At 70.1% G+C, this 18367-nt stretch carries 17 protein-coding genes; 13 read left to right on the top strand and 4 right to left on the bottom strand.

What is annotated here, in order from left to right:
- Position 1: 1 nt before the first annotated feature.
- Positions 2 to 610: a PqiC family protein gene (locus JL100_RS23325; RefSeq protein ID WP_202681939.1), complete on the top strand. Its 609-nt coding sequence runs from the start codon at positions 2 to 4 to the stop codon at positions 608 to 610.
- 232 nt (positions 611 to 842) lie between these two features.
- On the opposite strand, the gene JL100_RS23320 is transcribed toward JL100_RS23325, so the two are convergent.
- Positions 843 to 1346, bottom strand: coding sequence for a hypothetical protein (locus tag JL100_RS23320; protein ID WP_202681940.1), 504 nt, complete (start codon positions 1344 to 1346; stop codon positions 843 to 845).
- 406 nt (positions 1347 to 1752) lie between these two features.
- Here JL100_RS23320 and JL100_RS23315 point away from each other — a divergent pair, with 406 nt between their 5' ends.
- The 5 genes from JL100_RS23315 to glcF all read left to right on the top strand — a co-directional run bounded on the left by JL100_RS23315 (position 1753) and on the right by glcF (position 7295).
- Positions 1753 to 2706: a methyltransferase domain-containing protein gene (locus JL100_RS23315; RefSeq protein WP_202681941.1), complete on the top strand. Its 954-nt coding sequence runs from the start codon at positions 1753 to 1755 to the stop codon at positions 2704 to 2706.
- A 99-nt stretch (positions 2707 to 2805) separates the two neighbouring features.
- A complete protein-coding gene (ykgO, locus tag JL100_RS23310) occupies positions 2806 to 2931 on the top strand; it encodes a type B 50S ribosomal protein L36 (RefSeq protein ID WP_012973122.1) in 126 nt (41 codons plus the stop codon).
- A 274-nt stretch (positions 2932 to 3205) separates the two neighbouring features.
- Positions 3206 to 4693, top strand: a complete 1488-nt coding sequence (locus JL100_RS23305) for an FAD-linked oxidase C-terminal domain-containing protein (RefSeq protein ID WP_202682051.1) — start codon at positions 3206 to 3208, stop codon at positions 4691 to 4693.
- Between the two features lie 20 nt (positions 4694 to 4713).
- On the top strand, positions 4714 to 5937 hold the full coding sequence (gene glcE / locus JL100_RS23300; protein ID WP_228420859.1) for a glycolate oxidase subunit GlcE: 1224 nt from the start codon (positions 4714 to 4716) through the stop codon (positions 5935 to 5937).
- Positions 5938 to 5951: 14 nt separating this feature from the next.
- Entirely contained in the window at positions 5952 to 7295 is a 1344-nt protein-coding gene (glcF, locus tag JL100_RS23295) for a glycolate oxidase subunit GlcF (protein ID WP_202681943.1), read from the top strand.
- A gap of 18 nt (positions 7296 to 7313) precedes the next feature.
- Here glcF and pyk read toward each other — a convergent pair whose 3' ends face one another.
- Positions 7314 to 8765: a pyruvate kinase gene (gene pyk, locus JL100_RS23290; RefSeq protein WP_202681944.1), complete on the bottom strand. Its 1452-nt coding sequence runs from the start codon at positions 8763 to 8765 to the stop codon at positions 7314 to 7316.
- Positions 8766 to 9056: 291 nt separating this feature from the next.
- Here pyk and JL100_RS23285 point away from each other — a divergent pair, with 291 nt between their 5' ends.
- The 4 genes from JL100_RS23285 (at position 9057) to JL100_RS23270 (ending at position 13751) form a co-directional block, all read left to right on the top strand.
- Positions 9057 to 9521 (top strand): FecR family protein, encoded by a 465-nt coding sequence (locus JL100_RS23285; protein ID WP_202681945.1) that lies wholly within the window; start codon positions 9057 to 9059, stop codon positions 9519 to 9521.
- Positions 9522 to 9544: 23 nt separating this feature from the next.
- Positions 9545 to 10531 (top strand): OmpA family protein, encoded by a 987-nt coding sequence (locus tag JL100_RS23280; RefSeq protein WP_202681946.1) that lies wholly within the window; start codon positions 9545 to 9547, stop codon positions 10529 to 10531.
- Between the two features lie 2 nt (positions 10532 to 10533).
- Positions 10534 to 12831: a CHASE2 domain-containing protein gene (locus tag JL100_RS23275; RefSeq protein WP_202681947.1), complete on the top strand. Its 2298-nt coding sequence runs from the start codon at positions 10534 to 10536 to the stop codon at positions 12829 to 12831.
- Positions 12832 to 12935: 104 nt separating this feature from the next.
- A complete protein-coding gene (locus JL100_RS23270; protein ID WP_202681948.1) occupies positions 12936 to 13751 on the top strand; it encodes an IclR family transcriptional regulator domain-containing protein in 816 nt (271 codons plus the stop codon).
- Between the two features lie 6 nt (positions 13752 to 13757).
- Here JL100_RS23270 and JL100_RS23265 read toward each other — a convergent pair whose 3' ends face one another.
- Together JL100_RS23265 and JL100_RS23260 are read right to left on the bottom strand one after the other, a co-directional pair.
- A complete protein-coding gene (locus JL100_RS23265) occupies positions 13758 to 14534 on the bottom strand; it encodes a FadR/GntR family transcriptional regulator (RefSeq protein WP_228420858.1) in 777 nt (258 codons plus the stop codon).
- A gap of 119 nt (positions 14535 to 14653) precedes the next feature.
- Positions 14654 to 15613 carry a DMT family transporter gene (locus tag JL100_RS23260; protein ID WP_202681949.1) on the bottom strand — a complete coding sequence of 320 codons (960 nt, stop codon included), beginning with the start codon at positions 15611 to 15613 and terminating at the stop codon, positions 14654 to 14656.
- A gap of 167 nt (positions 15614 to 15780) precedes the next feature.
- Here JL100_RS23260 and JL100_RS23255 point away from each other — a divergent pair, with 167 nt between their 5' ends.
- From JL100_RS23255 to JL100_RS23245, 3 genes are all read left to right on the top strand, one after another.
- Positions 15781 to 16602, top strand: coding sequence for an N-formylglutamate amidohydrolase (locus tag JL100_RS23255; protein WP_202681950.1), 822 nt, complete (start codon positions 15781 to 15783; stop codon positions 16600 to 16602).
- A 5-nt stretch (positions 16603 to 16607) separates the two neighbouring features.
- The gene (locus tag JL100_RS23250; protein ID WP_202681951.1) at positions 16608 to 17762 is read left to right on the top strand and encodes a carboxylate-amine ligase; all 1155 of its coding nucleotides are present in this window, start codon (positions 16608 to 16610) and stop codon (positions 17760 to 17762) included.
- Between the two features lie 142 nt (positions 17763 to 17904).
- Entirely contained in the window at positions 17905 to 18216 is a 312-nt protein-coding gene (locus JL100_RS23245) for a DUF1244 domain-containing protein (RefSeq protein ID WP_202681952.1), read from the top strand.
- The last annotated feature ends 151 nt before the right edge of the window (positions 18217 to 18367 follow it).

Here is an 18367-nt window from a genome sequence, read left to right as displayed (position 1 = left end):
CATGAAACGCTTTACCTGGGGATTGCTGCTGCTGGTCCCGCTGGCCGCCGGCTGCGCCGAGACGCTGCCGCCCCCCGACCTGCATGTCCTGAGCTCCCTGCCGCGTGAGTCCGCGACCGGGCCGGGGTCGCCGGCCGCGGCGCGCGGCCCGGCGATCGGGGTCGAGCAGGCCAACCTCCCCGAGTACCTGGACCGGCCGGAGATCGTGACCCGGTCCAGTGCCAACACCATCCAGGTCAGCCAGGGCAATCGCTGGGGCCAGCGGCTCCAGGGCGACATAACCCGCGTGGTGGCGGACAACCTGCGGGGCCTGCTGCCCAGCGACAACGTCTTCGTGCTGCCGCTGCGCCGGCGCGAGCCGCTGGCCCACACCGTCGCCATCGACGTCACCTCCTTCGAGCGGGACGCTTCCGGCAACGTCGTGCTGAACGCCTATTGGAGCGTGCTCGACGGGCAGACCGAGGCGGAGCGGGCGGGTGCCCGGGCGCGGTACGTCGAACCGGTCGAGGGCGAGGGCTACGCGGCCACGGTCGCCGCCATGAACCGGGCGGTGAACGCGCTGAGCCGGGACATCGCCGCGGGCATCAAGCGGGTCACGGCCCGGAAGTGAGCGGGCGGGGCCGCGCGTCGGGGGAGCAGACAAACGGGACGTCGCCGGGCGCCGGGAACACCCCCATTTCTTCATGGCCGGACTTGATCCGGCCATCCACGCGCAAACTTCACCACGGCAGTTTGCGCGTGGATGCGCGGGTCAAGCCCGCGCATGACGGAAAGGGGGTGTTTCTGCCCATGGTTCAGGCCTTTTGATTGCTCGGCAGGTGCCGCGCCGGACGCGGTGGCGGTCAGGCGGCGGTCGGCACCCTCAAAGGCGGCACCGTCGCTGACGGCCCGGACAGCGAGGTGGAGCAGAGCGGGGCGGAGGCGGGCCTGGCGGGGCGGGTCACTATCGAAACGGCCGAAAGGTCACTATCCGGCGCAGCGGCGGGCGCCGGTGCCGATGCCGCGGCCGGCTTTGCGGCGGGCGCGGGTTCCGGCGGGGGAGCCTGCCGCGGGACGGGGGACGGGTCCGGACCCGGTCCGGGCGCCCCGCCGACGATGGCGTGGTCGGCTTCCTCCTCCGGGTCGCAGTACATGATTTCGAGGTCGGCGTCTGGGTGCGGCCTGTCGCCGAGGTAATGGTGCGGAATGCGCCTGTCCTGGACCACGCCGCGGAGCCTGAGGCCGAGCAGATCCGCGCCGTCTTCAAAGCGATGCTGCTGGCCGGCGGGAACCCGGCCCGCCGCGTGCAATGACCCGTGCCCTTGGGGGAGGCGGGCACCCTTGCTCCGCCGACCGGCCAGCCGCACCGCCCGGACTTTCCGGTCCCGGGCCTGACGGTTCCGTCAAGGGAGCCAGCATGAATAGCGGTTCTCGGAAGGGGAGGTCGCGCGTGCTTCATAGGTCCAGGTCGCAGGCCATCGGCGTGCCGGGTACGGGTGGTCCCGCACGGTGATCCTGACGAGCGGATGCCGCGGAGTCGGAGGGTGCGCGTCCCGCGCACCAGGGTGGCGGGACGCCGCCCCTCCATGTCCGCAGGCCGATCAGGGGCGCCGTGCGGAGCCGCTTGTGGATCGAGGCGGGCAGGGCGGCAAATCGGCGCGGGGCCGGCTTTCCCCCCTTAACGGGCGCTTAACGGCATCATGGTAGGAGGGGGGGCCGTCGGCGGTCCGCGCCGTGGCTGTTCCATGCCGCATTCAGGACGACGTTTGGGAGATGAGCGAAGCCCCGGCCACCGGCAAGCCCTGGAAAAAGCGCCTGCTCGCCTGGTGGGAAGGATACGACCTGCCGGAGGAGAAGGCGGACGCCGCGCCGGAACCGGCGGCGGCCGCCCCGGCCGCTCCCGCGGGACCCCGGCCGGCGATGCCCGGCGTCAATTCCCGGTTCGGCAAACCGCTCTGGTCCGCGACCCGGATCGGCGTGGTCGAGAAGCTGTGGGGCGACGGCTTCACCTCGCCGGGGGGCGAGGACTACATACCGGACCTGGTCAAGCCGCTCGGCCTGAATCCCGCGATGAGCGTGCTCGACTTGGCGGCGGGCCTGGGTGGGGCTGCGCGCAAGATGGCGGCCCAGTACGGCTGCTGGGTCACCGGGCTGGAGCCGTCGCCCGTCCTCGCGAAGGAGGGGATGGAGCGCTCGGTCAAGGCCGGCATGGCCAAGCAGGCGACAATCACCCATTACGACCCCGAGAATTTCCGGCATCCCAAGCGGTTCGACTGCATCTTCTCCAAGGAATCGTTCTTCTGCATCAAGGACCGCGAGAGCCTGAACGACGGCATCGAGATGAGCCTGAAGCCGCGCGGGCAGCTGCTGTTCACCGATTATGTCTTCGAGAAGGACGAGCCCCGCTCGCCGGCCGTGAAGGAATGGCTGGCGAAGGAACCGCTGGAGCCGTTCCCGCTGACGGTGGCCAAGACGGTCACCTCGCTCCAGCAGCGCAACCTGGACATCCGCATCACCGAGGACGTCACCGATGCCCACCGGGTGCTGATCCTGGCGGCGATCCAGTCGCTGACCGAGTTCCTGGAGAAGCACAGCATGGACCACGAGACCAAGCTGGCGGTGGTCGAGGAGGTGGAGCTCTGGGCGCGGCGCGTCGCGGCGCTCCAGGGCGGGCTGCGCATGTACCGGTTCTTCGCGCTGAAACTGTCCGACGGAACGGAAGGCTGACCCGAAAACGGCGCGCAAACACAGGCGCTTGTTGACATCCGGCCTTGCGCTCCATATTTTCCGGCGCTCTTGTGACTTACCCTCCTGGGACTGTGAACCATGAAGATCGTGAACTCGCTGAAATCCATGAAGACCCGGCACAAGGCTTGCCGCGTGATCCGCCGCAAGGGCCGCGTCTACGTCATCAACAAGCAGAACCCCCGCTTCAAGGCGCGCCAGGGCTGAGCGTGCTGAAGGGGAGAGCCCGTATCTCCGGGGGGTGACCGCGCCGCAGTTTCGGCGCGGTTTTGCTTTTCAGGGGTGGGGAAAACCCGCAGGATCCTTTCTTCAGGACCTCTTGTTCGGCCAAGTGGTGATACCACTTTACATCAACGCGACGTTTTTCCAATGTGCGCGCGCTGAAATGTTGCCGCCCATGTGGCGCGGCCAAGGGACAAGAGACCGGCACCGGCTGTTGCCGCTGCACGGCCCCGTCCGCTGGAGGAGGAAACACGGCATGATCAAGATGCCCACGCCTGACGCTTCGGTGCTCGCCCGCCGGGCGGAGATCGTCAATGCGCTGAGGGCCATCGTGCCGGGCGAAGGCGTCATCGTCGAACGCGACGAGATGCGGGTCTACGAGACCGACGCCCTGACGGCCTATCGCCAGTTGCCCATGGTGGTCGTCCTGCCGACCACGACCGAGCAGGTTTCCCAGGTCCTGAAATACTGCAACGAGCTGGGGATCAAGGTCGTCCCGCGCGGGGCCGGCACGTCCCTGTCCGGCGGCGCGCTGCCTCTGGCCGACGGGATCATCCTGGGCCTGGGCAAGTTCAACAAGATCCTGGACATCGATTACGCCAACCGGACCGTGACCGCCCAGCCCGGCGTCACCAACCTGGGCATCACCACCGCGGTGGCTCACGAAGGGTTCTATTACGCCCCCGACCCGTCGAGCCAGATCGCCTGCACGATCGGCGGCAACATCGCCGAGAATTCCGGCGGGGTCCACTGCCTGAAATACGGCCTGACCACCAACAACGTGCTCGGCATCGAGATGGTGCTGATGAACGGCGACATCGTCCGGCTCGGCGGCAAGCACCTGGACTCGGAAGGCTACGACCTGCTCGGCATCATGACCGGGTCGGAGGGGCTGCTGGGCGTCGTGACCGAGGTTACCGTCCGCATCCTGCGCAAGCCGGAGACGCTGCGGGCCGTCCTGATCGGCTTCCCCAGCAGCGAGACCGGCGGCAACTGCGTGGCCGCGATCATCGCGGCGGGCATCATCCCCGGCGGCATGGAGATGATGGACAAGCCGGCGATCCACGCGGCGGAGGAGTTCGTCCACGCCGGCTATCCGCTGGATGTGGAGGCGCTGCTGATCGTCGAGCTGGACGGGCCGGAGGCGGAGGTCCATCACCTGATCGGCGAGGTCGAGAAGATCGCCCGCGACTGCGGCGCCGTCTCGGTCCGGGTCAGCGAGTCCGAGGACGAGCGGATGGTCTTCTGGGCCGGGCGCAAGGCCGCGTTCCCCGCCGTGGGCCGGATCAGCCCGGACTATCTGTGCATGGACGGGACGATCCCGCGCAAGCAGCTGCCGCTTGTGCTGAACCGCATGACCGAGATGTCGGAGAAGCATGGGCTGCGGGTCGCCAACGTGTTCCATGCCGGCGACGGCAACCTGCACCCGCTGATCCTCTACGACGCCAACAAGCCGGGTGAACTCCAGGCGGCCGAGGATTTCGGCGCCGACATCCTGAAGCTGTGCGTCGAGGTCGGCGGCGTGCTGACCGGCGAGCACGGCGTCGGGGTCGAGAAGCGCGACCTGATGATCCACCAGTTCACCGAGATCGACCTGAACCAGCAGCAGCGGCTGAAATGCGCCTTCGATCCCGAGGGGCTGCTGAACCCCGGCAAGGTCTTTCCGCAGCTCCACCGCTGCGCCGAGATGGGCCGCATGCATATCCACCGCGGGCAGATCCCGTTCCCCGATCTTCCGCGCTTCTAGGGTCCGGCATGAAGACACGTTTGAAACCCGCTGATGCGGACCAAGCCCTGGAGGCCGTCCGCTGGGCCATTTCCGAGGAAACCCCGCTGGAACTGGTGGGGAGCGGCACCAAGCGGGCGCTGGGGCGGCCTTTCCAGGCGACCCACACGCTCGACCTGTCGGGCCTGACCGGCGTGACCCTGTACGAGCCGGAGGAGCTGGTGCTGTCCGCCCGCGCCGGGACGCCGCTCGCCGAGCTGGAAGCCCTGCTGGCCGAGAACCGCCAGCAGTTCGCGTTCGAGCCGACCGACTTCGGTCCGCTGCTGGGCGGCGAGGCCGGGCGGCAGACGGTCGGCGGCGTGGTCTCGTGCAATCTGGCCGGGCCGCGCCGGGTCAAGGCGGGCGCGGTGCGCGACCATTTCCTGGGGTTCCAGGCGGTCAGCGGGCGCGGCGAGGCCTTCAAGGCCGGCGGCAGGGTGGTCAAGAACGTCACCGGCTACGACCTGCCCAAGCTGGTGGCCGGCGCCTACGGGACCCTGACGGTGCTGACCGAGGTCACCCTGAAGGTGCTTCCGGCCCCGGAGGACACCCGCACCGTGCTGGTCCGCGCTCTGGACGACGCTGATGCCATCCGGGTGATGGCGCTGGCCTTGCAAAGTCCTTACGAGGTCGCCGGCGCCGCCCATGTGCCGGCGTCGCTCGCCGGCGGCCTGGGCGTAGAGGAACTGGGGGGCGCCGCCGCGACCGCGATCCGGCTGGAAGGTTTCGGCCCCTCGATCGAGTACCGGGCCGGCAAGCTGCGCGACCTGCTCGGCGGATTCGGGACGGTGGAGTTCCTGGAACGCGAGCCGTCGCTGGCCTTCTGGGCCGCCCTCCGGGACGTCAAGCCGTTCGTTGCCCAACCGGAACGGCTGGTTTGGCGCCTGTCGGTGCCGCCCGCCGACGGTGCCCGGGTGGTGGCCGACATCAAGGGGCGGCTGCCCGGCTCCGACGCCTATTTCGACTGGGGCGGCGGCCTGGTCTGGCTCGCCGTCGATCCCGGCGCCGAGGCGGCCGGGCAGCACGCCGTGCGCGGCGCGGTCGGCCTGGGTGGAGGATCGGGCGGCGGCCACGCCACGCTGATCCGGGCTCCCGATACGGTCCGGGCCTCGACCGACGTGTTCCATCCGCAGCCGGCACCGCTGGCGGCCCTGTCCGCCCGCGTCAAGGAAACCCTGGACCCCAAGCGCATCTTCAATCCCGGCCGTATGTACGCCGGGGTCTGACGCGGAGAACCGCCATGCAGACCAATTTCTCCATAGCCCAGCTCGCCGACGCCGATGTCCGCGAGTCCGAAAAGATCCTGCGCGCCTGCGTCCATTGCGGCTTCTGTACCGCGACCTGCCCGACCTATGCCCTGCTGGGCGACGAGCTGGACAGCCCGCGCGGCCGCATCTACCTGATGAAGGACATGCTGGAGAACGACAAGCCGGCGACCGAGCAGGTGGTCAAGCATATCGACCGCTGCCTGTCCTGCCTGTCCTGCATGACCACCTGTCCGTCCGGCGTGCATTACATGCACTTGGTCGACCATGGCCGCGCCCATATCGAGAAGACCTACCGCCGCCCGGCGGCGGACCGGCTGATGCGCAGAATGCTGGCGACGGTCCTGCCGCGTCCGGGCCTGTTCCGCATGGCGCTGATGGCCGCGCGGGCGGGAAGCCCGGTGGCGGGCGTCCTGCCCGCCAAGCTGAAAGGCATGCTGGCCTTGGCGCCGAAGCGGATTCCCGGCCCCAGCGCCGTGGACAAGCCGCAGGTCATTCCGGCCGAGGGAACGCGGCGGAAGCGCGTCGCGATCCTGAACGGCTGCGCCCAGCAGGTGCTGAACACCGCGATCAACGAGTCCACGGTCCGCCTGCTGACCCGCCACGGCGTCGAGGTGGTGGTGGCCAAGGGGGCCGGCTGCTGCGGCGCCCTCAACCACCATCTGGGCCAGACCGACAGCAGCCACGGCTTCGCCCGCGCCAACATCCTGGCCTGGACCCGGGAGATCGAGCGGGGCGGCCTGGACGCCATCGTGATCAATACGTCCGGCTGCGGAACGACCGTCAAGGACTACGGCTTCATGTTCCGCGAGGACAAGGAACTGGCCGACAAGGCGGCGCGCATCTCGGCCCTGGCGAAGGATGTCACCGAGTTCATGGCCGAGCTGGGCCTGGGCGAGCCGGTGGTCGAGACGGGGCAGGTGGTGGCCTATCATTCCGCCTGCTCGATGCAGCACGGCCAGAAGATCAAGACGCCGCCTCGCGCCCTGCTGGGCACCGCCGGCTTCCAGATCCGCGAAGTGCCGGAGGGGCACCTGTGCTGCGGTTCGGCCGGCACCTACAACCTGCTCCAGCCGGAGATCGCGACCAAGCTGCGGGACCGCAAGGTCCACAACATCGAGAGCACCAGGCCCCAGGTGATCGCCGCCGGCAATATCGGCTGCATGACCCAGATCGGGTCCGGCACCGGCATCCCGATCGTCCATACGGTCGAGCTGCTGGACTGGGCCACGGGCGGCCCGCTGCCTGAGGCCCTGAAGGGCAATCCGGCCTTCATTACGCGGCCGAAAGCGCCCCCGCAGGTCCAGGCGGCGGAGTAGGCGGGAGCGCCGGCGGCGTCAGGCCTGGCTGTTGCCCTCGACCCAGGCGATACGGAGGACGTTGGTATTGCCGGGGGTGCCGAAGGGGATGCCGGCGGTGATCACCAGCCGCTGGCCCTCGGTGGCGATACCGTCCTGGAAGGCGATGCGCGAGGCCTTCTGGACCATCTCGGCGAAGGTGGAGACGTCGCCCGTATTGACGCTGTGGACACCGTAGGACAGCACCAGCCGGCGGGCGGTCTCCAGCTTGGAGGTCAGGCACAGGATCGGCACGTCGGGACGTTCGCGGACCGCGCGGAGCGCCGTGGATCCCGACGTGGTGTAGGTCACGATGCAGGCGGCCGACACCGTGTGCGCGACCTGGCGGGCCGCGGCGGTGATCGCGTCGGCCGAGGTCCGCTGCGGGTCGGGGTGCTGGGCGTCCATGATGGCGCGGTAGAGCGGGTCGTGCTCGACCCGGCGGGCGATGCGGTCCATGATCGAGACGGCCTCGATCGGGTAGGCGCCGGTCGCGGTTTCCGCCGACAGCATCACGGCGTCGGCACCGTCATAGACGGCGGTCGCGACGTCCGACGCCTCGGCCCGGGTCGGGGCCGGCGAGCCGATCATGGATTCCAGCATCTGGGTCGCGACGATCACCGGCTTGCCGGCCATGCGCGACTCGCGGACGATCCGCTTCTGGATGCTGGGCACGTCCTCGGCCGGCATCTCGACGCCCAGGTCGCCGCGCGCGACCATGATGCCGTCGGCCATCTCGACCAGCTCGTCCAGGTGGGCGATGGCCGAGGGCTTCTCCAGCTTGACCAGGAGCGCCGCCCGGTTGGCGATCAGCCGGCGCGCCTCGGCGACGTCCTCCGGCCGCTGGACGAAGCTGAGCGCCACCCAGTCCACGCCGATGTCGAGCGCGTAGCGCAGGTCGTCGCGGTCTTTGGCGGTCAGCGGCGATAGCGGCAGCACGACGTTCGGGACGTTGACGCCCTTGCGGTCGGAAAGCTGGGTGCCGGTGACCACTTCCGTCTCGGCATGGTCGGGACCGCAGCTCAGCACGCGCAGGCGGACCCTGCCGTCGTCGAGCAGCAGGTCGGTGTCGGGGGTCAGCGCCTCGAAGATCTCCGGATGGGGCAGCTTGACCCTGGTCTCGTCGCCCGGTTCGTCGGACAGGTCGAGCCGGAACCGCATGCCGGGGCTCAGCTTGATCGGACCGTCGGCGAAACGGCCCACGCGGAGCTTCGGTCCCTGCAGGTCCGCCATGATGCAGATCGGGCGGCCGGTCTCTTTCTCCAGGGCCCGCAGGATCTCCAGCCGGGTGCCGTGGTCCTCCTGGACGCCATGGCTGAAATTGAGGCGGAACACGTCGACGCCGGCCTCGAACAGGGCGCGGATACGCTCCGGCGAGGACGTGCCCGGCCCGAGCGTCGCGACGATCTTGGTCGAGCGGGAACGCCGGATCGAACTGGCCTTGCGTTTCATGTGAGTCCCTTCTCGCGCGGATCTTGTTTCAGGAGGCTTCGCCCCGGCTGGAGGCGTCGGATGGTCGACAATGCCGGTGCCGGTCGTTCCGAAACGGACGGGGGCCGAGGATGGGGCATTGCCGAGCCAAAACTTGCCGTCCGGTGACGGATTGTCAATGCCGGGGGGCAGGGGCGGACATTTGGTATGGTTGCGTATGGCTTTTGCGCAATCGGGCCGGATCCGGAAAGTCTCGCTTCAAAATTGGGAAGGTCTTAAGCTTGGAATGGTTCACCCGAGGCGGCGGCTTTCATGCGTAGATCCGTGGTATTCGCAATTGCCCTTGGCTTGGCCATAGCCGTCGACTTCCAGCCGCGAAGCTTGCAGGCGGATCAGCCCGTAGCACAGATCAAGAATGCTTCCGGGACCGGAACAGTTACTCGCGGACCCCGGACCCTGGCGGTGGAGCCAGGCGTGGAACTTTATGAGAAGGACCGTATACAGACCGGTACAGATTCCAGTCTCGGCATCACTTTCAGGGATGGTACCCAGGTGTCGCTGGGCGAGAACAGTGATTTCGCGGTCGAAGAATTCGCCTTCGAGCCTCAGAAAGGAGTTCTTTCCTTCATCATGTCCCTGATGCAGGGATCCCTGGTCTATGTTTCGGGCCGGATCGCCGTCCTGGCGCCGGAAACCGTCCGGATCCGGACCGTGAACGGCACGGTCGGCGTTCGCGGCACCCGGTTCGCCGCCCGCGTTCCGGGGTCAGTGCCATGAGCGCGGCCCCGAGGGGCAGGGCGATGGGAGGCCTCCTTGCGTTGGGGATAGTCGGCTGCGCGGCCGTGCCGCCCGAAAACCCGGCCGGCCGGGCCGAAAGCGAGTTCCTGTTCGAACTGGCGGCCGCCTACCGGGAACTCGCCGCGAGCGAGGCGGAGCAGTACGATTGGCTGGACAGTCTGCGGTATCGGCACCGCGCCCTGGCGGCCACCGCGGGTCTGGTAGTCGAACCGTCGGTCCCGGGGGAACGCGGCCTGGACGGGGCGGATCTGAGGCGGCTCGGCGAGGCGCGCGCCGACCTGCTGTCCGTTCTCGATTCGAATGCCCGGATCCTGGCCCCCGTTCCGGCGGCGCGGGCGCAGGCCGCTTTCGACTGCTGGGCGGAGCAGCAGGAGGAGGGCTGGCAGGCGGACGACATCGCGCGCTGCCGGGACGGATTCGGCCGCCTGCTGGCGGAGGCGAGGCGCGCCACGCGGAGCGAACTGGTGGTCCTGCTGCCGGGAGGGACGGGCGCGGGAACGGTCTTGGTCGAGACCCGCGGCGGCCGTCAGGCGCTCGACCGGCCTTATGCGGCCAGCGCATCGGCCGATGGCGACGCACCGCCCGCCGATCGCGGCACCCTGACGCCCGCCGCCGTCTCCGGCCTGTTCGGCGAGCCGCTGGCCGCCGTGCCGCCGCCTCCGGCGAGCTTCATCCTCTATTTCGAGACGGGAGGCGAGGAACTGACCGGCCCGTCGCGCGATCTGCTCGCCGACCTGCTGGCGGAAGTCCGCCGGCGCCGGATGCCCGACCTGACGGTGGTCGGGCATACCGACCGGGTCGGCGCGGCGCCGGCCAACGAACGGCTGGCCAGGGCGCGGGCAGCGGCGGTGGCGAGGCTGCTTCAGGAGGAGGGCATCCCCGCCGGAGCCGTCGAGGTGAAGTCCTTCGGGGAAACGGACCAGCTGGTGCGGACCCCGGACGGGGTGGCGGAGCCGCGCAATCGGCGTGTCGAGGTGATGGTGCGCTGACCATGACGGCGATCCTGCCCATGTCCGGGGCGGCCCGGGAGCGCCGTGCGCGCCTGATGGCCGCCGCCATGCTGGCGGCATGCCTGCTGCTCCTGCGGTGGATCGATCCGCCGCCGCTGGAGGCGATGCGTCTGAAGGCCTTCGATCTGGCCGCCGTCTTCTGTCCGCCGTCCGAGCATCCCGGGCGCGTCGTGGCGGTCGATATCGACGATGCCAGCCTGGCGTCGGCCGGACTGTGGCCGTGGCCGCGCGTGGTCATGGCCCGGCTGGTCGAACGGCTGAAACAACTGCGCGTCGAGGCGGTCGTCTTTACCGTGGTTTTCGCCGAGCCGGATCGCTGGTCGCCGCCGCGGTTCGCCGGGGTGCCGGACCTGCCTCCGGGTGTTGCCGACGTCCTGGCCGACCTGCCGGATACCGACCGCGTGTTCGCCGATGCGCTGCGCAGCGTTCCGATCGTTCTTGCCCAGGCGCTGCGGCGCGAAGCCGGGCAACCGGACAGGGTCGCTCCGGCCGGCGCCCAGGGGCGTTTCGGCCTGATCGGGCCTGATGGCGGGTTCGGGCTGCCCGATCATTCCGCCGCGGTCGGCAACCTGCCGATCCTGCGGGAAGCCGCGGCCGGCGCCGGAGTTACCGCGCTGGCCGTGGATTCCGACGGTGTCGTGCGCCGGTTCGCCGCCGTCCTCCAGTCCGACGGCAAGCTGCTGCCCGGGCTCGGACCGGAGGCCGCCAGGGTCGCCGATGGCCGCTCCGGTTTCCTGGTCGAAGCCGGCCGGGCCGGGCTGGAGGCGGTGCGCGTCGGACCCCTGCGCGTACCGGTCGATGCGGAGGGCTGGTTCCGCCCGAGGCTGTGCGGGTTGGACCGCGTGCCGGTCGTCCGTGCAGCCGACCTGCTCGGCTCCGGCCCCGCTCCCGGCGGTGAGGTGCTGGGCGGACGCATCGCCGTGGTGGGCGTGTCGGCCCAGGGCATCGGCGGCGCGTGGCGGATCGCCGGGTCCGACCAGCCCGTTTCCGCTCCGATCCTGGAATCGGCCATGATCGGAGACCTGCTGGGGCAGCGCTGGCTCCAGCGGCCGGTTTACGCCGGGCTCCTGGAGATCATGGCCGCCTTGGGCGGCGTGATGGCGGTCGGTGCGCTGGGGAGCCGCCGGACCCGTCACGGCGTCTCCCTCGTCCTGGCAGTGGCGTCGGCGGGTACCGCCCTGCTGCTCCTCGAAACGGGAGGACTGCTGCTGGACTGGACGCTGCCGGTGCTCGCGATGGCGTTGGCTCCGCCGGTCGCCGGTTTCGTGGGTAGGCGGCGGGAGCGGGCGATCCGGCGTCGGCGCGACCGCCTGATGGGACAGGTCGTGGACGCCAGTCCCGACCCGATCTTGACGGTTTCGGCTGCCGGGGCGATCCAGTCCTGCAACGCGGCGGCCGCCTCGCTCGCGGCGCTTCCGCCGCCGGCGCTGGTCGGGCAGGCCGCCGGCCCGCTGTTCGGCCTGTCCCCGCCGGATCTGGAGAGTCTCGTCCGGCAGCGCCTTGCCGGGGTTCCGACGCCGCCGGTTGAAGTGGAGACGACGCGGCCCTGCGGGGCGCCGATGTTCCTGGAACTGGCGGTCGGGGTGCTGGACACCGCCTCGGCTGTCCTGATCGGCCGCGACATCACCCGGCGCAGAATGGCCCAGGACCGGCTTGCGCAGGCGCTGGCTGACAACGAAGCGCTGCTTCGGGAGATCCATCACCGGGTCAGGAACAACCTGCAGGGGATCTGGGGCATCATCGCGCTGGAGAAGTCCGGCCTGAGCGATGCCAGGGCGCTGGAACGCCTGTCCGCCATCCAGGACCGCCTGCTGGTGCTGGGGCGGATCCATGATCAGCTGGCCTTTTCCGGCGACCTGGCGCGGATCGATGTCGCGGCCCAGGTCGACCGCCTGTGCCGGTCACTCGCGGACCAGCGTCTGGAGGACGGGTGGATAGCCTTCGACATCCGGGTGGAAACCCTTCATTGCCATATCGAAACCGCCTTGCCGATGGGTCTGATAATCCACGAGACGGTAAACAACAGCCTGAAATTCGCCTTTCCCGAGGGGCGGCGGGGCTCTATCGCAGTCCAGCTGAAACGGCGGGCCGGTCTGGTGATCCTGGAGGTCTGGGATGACGGGGTGGGGCTGCCGCGCGTCGCCGGGACCGACACCGCGGCGGGCATCGGCCAAACCCTGCTGGCCGCGCTGGCGTCGCAGCTGGAAAGCTTCCCGGAAGTCTTGGGTCCGCCCGGCCACGGGGTGCGGCTGGCCATGCCGGACCGCCTGTTCGACTGAGCGGGCCGGGGCCTGCCGTTTCGCCCGGTTGCGCCGGTCCGCGGCAACCCCTACACAGGAGAACGGGCACGGGAGATCGGATTTTCCAGAGGGGCGGAGAGGCTTTGGACGGGGATCACGGGCAACGGGGGACCAGGGCGGAGGCCGCCGGTCCGGTCCAGGCGCTGAGCCGGTCGCTCGACCTGCTGGAGTGCATCGCCGCGGCCGGGGACGGCGTCGGCTCCGCCGAGCTGGCGGCCCTGACGGGCCAGCCGCCCAGCACCGCGCACCGGCTGCTCAAGAACCTGGAACAGCGGGGCTACGTGTCGTTCGACGAGGACCGGGGGCGCTGGTTCATCGGCGTGCAGGCCTTCACCGTGGGCGGCGCCTTCCTGCGCCGGCGCAACCATGCCCTGATCGCCCGCCCGGTCATGCGGCGCCTGATGGAGGAGTCGGGCGAAACCGTCAACCTGGCGGTCGAGGACAAGGGCGAGGCGGTCATCCTGACCCAGGTCGAATGCCGGGAGATGATGCGCGCCCTGTCCCAGCCGGGCACGCGCGCGCCGCTCTACTGCTCGGGCGTCGGCAAGGCCCTGCTGGCGGCCCTGCCGGAGGAGGAGTCGCTCGCGGTGCTGAAGGGCCTGCCGCTGAGGCGGATCACCGACCGGACGCTGACCGGGCCGGACGACCTCGCGAGGGACCTGGCCGAGACCCGGAAGCGCGGCTTCGCCGTCGACGACGAGGAGCACTCGGTCGGGCTGCGCTGCGTGGCGGCCGCGGTCCATGACGAGCATGGCCGGCCGCTCTGCGCCCTGTCGATCTCCGGCCCCGCCGTCCGGATCCCCGATGGGCGGATCGCCGAACTGGGAACCCTGGTCGGCCGCGCCGCCGGGGAGATCACCCGGGCGGTGGGCGGCGTGGTTCCGCAGCGCCGGGGCTGAGGCCGCTTATCCGGCGGCGGCGCCCGCCACCGGCGGCTTCTCCGCGCCGGCCTCGTCCCGGCGGCGCCGGGCGGCGTGGTAGTGGTCGAGCACCCAGGTCAGGTGGGCCGTCATGGCGGTCGCGGCGGCATCGGGATCGTGCCGGTCGATGGCGCGGTGGATCGCCCGGTGCTGGGCCAGCACGATCTTGTCCTCGGAGCGCTCGAACAGCTCGTGCCGGTGGAACTCCAGCATCTGGGTCAAGGTGTCGCGGATGACGGACAGGATGTGCATGTAGACCGGGCTGCCCGCCGCCTTGCCGATCGCGATGTGGAAGTCCACGTCGTCGGTCGCCCGCAGCTTGCCGCGCGACGGCTGCGCCATGGCGACCACGGTCCGGCCGATCTCGGCCACCTGCTCGGGCGTGGCGTTGACCGCGGCGCGGCGGGCCGCCCAGGACTCCAGGATCACCCGGATCTCGGCCAGGTCGTAGAGATTGTCGAACTTGACCCGGATCATCTCGGTCAGCGCCGGGTCCATGTCGCCGGCGGTGGAGAGCACCCGCGTGCCGCCGCCCTGGACCGCGGCCAGGAATCCCTGGGTCTTCAGCTGCTGCAAGGCGGCCCGGACCGAGACCCGGCTGACCTGCATCTGCTCGGCGAGCTGCCGCTCCCCCGGGAGCCGCTGGCCGGGCGTCAGCTCGCCGCGGGCGATCATGTCCAGGAGCTTCGTCGCGACCCTGTCGGAAACGCGGTCCGCGCCGGCCTTGGCGACGGGTTCGGCCGCTTCGCTCGTCTCGGTCACTTGGCGCCTTCCTCCGGGCCGGATCTTCGTTCGATAGGGTTTCCATGGTAATACCAGACGGCGTTTGACGCCAGGGGGTCCTGATCAGACCGTTCCGCGCACCGATCGGGGGCGCCGGCCTACCGGCTGCCCCGCCGGGCGATGAAGATGCCGGCCAGGACGATGGCGGCGCCGGCGGCCTGCCAGGCGCTCAGCGGTTCGTCCAGCAGGATCCAGGCGAACACGCCGGCGGCGGCGGGTTGCAGGAGCAGGCTGACCGAGGAGAAGGCCGGCGGCAGGTGGGCCAGGGCGTAGGCGATCAGGCTCTGCCCGCCGGCATGGCTGATCACGCCCAGGCCCGCCAGCACCAGCCAGCCGTACAGGCTGGGGGCGATCAGGCTTTCGCCCGACAGCAGGGCCAGGGGCATCAGGGTCAGGCCGGTCACCAGCCCGGTCCAGGTCATGATGGTGGCGGTCGAGAACTCCGCCCGCAGCCGGCCGACCGACAGGATGTAGCCGGCGTAGAACATGGCCGTGACGACGCCCAGCGCGTCGCCGAACAGGTGGCTGAGGCTGAGGTTCAGGCTCTCGCCCATCAGCACGACGGCACCGCCGATCGCCAGGGCCAGCCCGGCGATGAAGGTCCGCGAGAAGCGCTGCTTGAACACCGCCCAGGACACCAGCGTGACGAAAATCGGCGCGAAGTTGGCGAGCAGGGTCGAGTTGGCGACGGAGGTGAACTGGATCGACCAGTGCCAGACCGCCAGGTCCCCCGCGAAGAACAGGCCGGCCCAGGTCAGCCGCAGATAGTCCCTCCGGGTCGAGGGACGGCGGGGGGCCGCCGTGCCGCGCCCTTCCAGCGCCAGCCAGGCCAGCAGCACCGGCATGGCGAAGCCGATGCGCCAGAACGCCGTGGCGGTCGGCCCGATCTCGCTCAGCCGGACGAAGATCGGCGACAGCGCGATGCCGAGCGCGCCCACCAGCAGGGCGATAAGGGCGATCCGCGCTGCGCGGTCGGCCGCTATGGCCGCGGGGGACAGACCCGGGGCGATGGTCTTGGTCGAGGGGACCGGAGGGGTGGCCGGAGGGACGCTGGGCATCGGGAAGGTTCCGAAGGAGACGGGGCCGGGAAAGGGACGCGCGGGATGTGCATGGACACCCGGCGGGGGTGCCGTGGCAAGGGAGGATTTCGTCAGGGCGGCCATGCTCCCGGATTTCAGTGTCGCGGGGCATTTCGCCGCGCGGCGATTCGGGTATAGTGCGGGTCATGTCTGCTTCCTCCACGGCTCCCAAGCCCTCGGCGATGCCGCCGCTGCTCGGTCCCGGCGATCCGCCGCCGGTGACGGTCCTGAACCGCGAAGGCCGCGCGCCGGTCCTGCTGCTGTGCGACCACGCCTCCAACGCCATGCCCGCGTCGCTGGGGACGCTGGGGCTGGACGACGCGGCGCTGTCCCGGCACATCGCCTACGACATCGGTGCCGCCGACGTGACCCGGGCGCTGGTGGAGCGCTGGGACGCGGCGGCCGTGCTGTCCGGCTATTCCCGCCTGATCATCGATCTCAACCGCGACCTGGACGATCCGACGTCGATTCCGGTGATCAGCGACGGCGTGGTGGTGCCGGGCAACCGGGCGCTGGACCCGGCGGAGGCGGCGCAGCGGGTGGACGGGCTGTTCTGGCCGTACCACTCGACCGCGGCCGCCGAGATCGACCGGCTGCGCGGGCGCGGGCAGGTTCCGGCGGTCGTGTCGATCCACAGCTTCACCCCCGTGATGAACGGTATCGAGCGGCCCTGGCATATCGGCATCCTGTGGGACCGCGATCCCCGCATGCCGGTGCCGGTGATGGAACGGCTCCGGGCCGACGCCCGCCTGGTGGTCGGCGACAACGAGCCCTATACCGGCAAGGGCACGGAGGGATCGACCATCGACCGTCATGCGGTGGTGCCGGGGCTGCCCCATCTGCTGGTGGAGATCCGCCAGGACCTGATCGACACCCGCCATGGTGCCGCCGAATGGGCCGGCATCCTGGGCGAGGCCCTGGACGAGGTCCTGGCCGACCCTACCTTGTATCGCATCCAGCATTTCTGAGGATCATGGCTGCACCGGCCCCCAGCTTCACGCTCGGCATCGAAGAGGAATACCTGCTGGTAGACCGGCAGACCCGCGATATCGTGCCCGACCCGCCCGAGGACATGCTGGAGGCCTGCGCCGCCGTGGCGCCCGAGCAGGTCCATCCCGAGTTCCTGCGCTGCCAGATCGAGATCGGCACCCGCGTCTGCGCCGACCTGTCGGAGGCACGGACCGAACTGGCCCGGCTGCGCCGTTCGGTCGCCGGCGTGGCGGACCGCTACGGGCTGGCGCCTATCGCGGCCTCCACCCACCCGTTCGCGGTGTGGCTGCCGCAGAAGCACACCAACCGCGACCGCTACAACATGCTGGCCCGCGACATCGGGGCGCCGGCGCGACGGCTGATGATCTGCGGCATGCATGTCCATGTCGGGATCGAGGACGAGAACCTGCGCATCGACCTGATGAACCAGGTGCGCTACTTCCTGCCCCACCTGCTGGCGCTGTCCACCTCCTCGCCGTTCTGGCAGGGGCAGGACAGCGGGCTGAAGAGCTATCGGCTGGCGGTCTGGAACGAGCTGCCCCGCACGGGCATGCCGGAGGAGTACCAGAGCTTCGGCGAGTTCCAGCAGCAGGTCGGCGCCCTGGTCGATGCCGGGGTGATCGAGGACGCGACCAAGCTGTGGTGGGACATCCGCCCATCGGGCCGGTTCCCGACGCTGGAGATGCGGATCAGCGACATCTGCACCCGGCTGGACGACACGCTGACCGTCGCCGCCTTCTATGTCTGCCTGCTGCGCATGCTGTGGCGGCTGCGGCGCGGCAACGTCGCGTGGCGGCGCTACCGCAACCTGCTGCTGGAGGAGAATCGTTGGCGGGCGCAGCGCTACGGCTTCGACGCCGGCCTGATCGATTTCGGCCGAGGCGGCATCGTCCCCTATGGCGAGCTGCTGGAGGAGCTGATCGGCCTGCTGCGCGAGGACGCCGAGGCGCTGGGCTGCGTCGAGGCGATCGAGAACGCCCGGGGCATCGTGGCCCGGGGCACCAGCGCCCACCGGCAAGTCGCCGTCTACCAGGAGGCGCTGGCGGCCGGCGCCTCGGCGGAGGACGCGCTGAAGCTGGTGGTGGACTGGCTGATCGGCGAGACCCTGCACGGGCTGGAGCCGGCGGCGGCGGGCTGAGGGCGGCGGGCGCATCGGCGCGTTCCGCACGGTCCGTTCGGCACCGCTCCTCCCGACGAAGCGGTTGCGCCCGGCGGCGGGCGATGCCATGTCAAGCCGACGGCTTTCGCTTGGACGGGAGCGCTTTGGGGAGTGGACGACGATGACCGAACTGGACGAACGCACGCGCACCGAGCTTGAGGCCGCGGCCTTCCGGCAATTGGTCGAGCACCTGCGCAACCGCACCGACGTGCAGAACATCGACATGATGAACCTGGCGGGGTTCTGCCGGAACTGCCTGTCGAAATGGTACCGGGCCGCCGCCGAGGGCAAGGGGATGGAGATGAGCTACGACGAGGCGCGGGAGATCATCTACGGCATGCCCTATGAGGAGTGGAAGAGCAAGCACCAGTCCGAGGCATCGGCCGAGAAGCAGCAGGCCTTCGCGGCGGCGCAGGCCCGTTCGGACCACTGAGGGGCGGCGGCCCGGCCGGGCCGCGGGACAGGGCTTTTGACCGGTATTCCGTAGGTCGGCCTCGGCCGAAGGCCGACGCCGACGGAGGGAGCCGGGGCGTCGATGCAGGGCGTTGGAGTTCGCCCTGGCGGGCGAAGTCCGACCTACGGCA

Source organism: Skermanella mucosa (assembly GCF_016765655.2).
Lineage (GTDB): Bacteria > Pseudomonadota > Alphaproteobacteria > Azospirillales > Azospirillaceae > Skermanella > Skermanella mucosa.
Note: the sequence above shows the minus strand (reverse complement) of the source record. Positions and strands in the feature narration are given on the sequence as shown.

What these genes read in the sequence shown, in the direction of transcription:
- JL100_RS23280 (WP_202681946.1), top strand. Translation starts at nt 9,545, where the DNA reads ATGGGAGGCCTCCTTGCGTTGGGGATAGTCGGCTGCGCGGCCGTGCCG.
- pyk (WP_202681944.1), bottom strand. Translation starts at nt 8,765, where the DNA reads ATGAAACGCAAGGCCAGTTCGATCCGGCGTTCCCGCTCGACCAAGATC.
- JL100_RS23250 (WP_202681951.1), top strand. Translation starts at nt 16,608, where the DNA reads ATGGCTGCACCGGCCCCCAGCTTCACGCTCGGCATCGAAGAGGAATAC.
- glcF (WP_202681943.1), top strand. Translation starts at nt 5,952, where the DNA reads ATGCAGACCAATTTCTCCATAGCCCAGCTCGCCGACGCCGATGTCCGC.
- JL100_RS23245 (WP_202681952.1), top strand. Translation starts at nt 17,905, where the DNA reads ATGACCGAACTGGACGAACGCACGCGCACCGAGCTTGAGGCCGCGGCC.
- JL100_RS23285 (WP_202681945.1), top strand. Translation starts at nt 9,057, where the DNA reads ATGCGTAGATCCGTGGTATTCGCAATTGCCCTTGGCTTGGCCATAGCC.
- ykgO (WP_012973122.1), top strand. Translation starts at nt 2,806, where the DNA reads ATGAAGATCGTGAACTCGCTGAAATCCATGAAGACCCGGCACAAGGCT.
- JL100_RS23255 (WP_202681950.1), top strand. Translation starts at nt 15,781, where the DNA reads ATGTCTGCTTCCTCCACGGCTCCCAAGCCCTCGGCGATGCCGCCGCTG.
- JL100_RS23315 (WP_202681941.1), top strand. Translation starts at nt 1,753, where the DNA reads ATGAGCGAAGCCCCGGCCACCGGCAAGCCCTGGAAAAAGCGCCTGCTC.
- JL100_RS23275 (WP_202681947.1), top strand. Translation starts at nt 10,534, where the DNA reads ATGACGGCGATCCTGCCCATGTCCGGGGCGGCCCGGGAGCGCCGTGCG.
- JL100_RS23325 (WP_202681939.1), top strand. Translation starts at nt 2, where the DNA reads ATGAAACGCTTTACCTGGGGATTGCTGCTGCTGGTCCCGCTGGCCGCC.
- JL100_RS23260 (WP_202681949.1), bottom strand. Translation starts at nt 15,613, where the DNA reads ATGCCCAGCGTCCCTCCGGCCACCCCTCCGGTCCCCTCGACCAAGACC.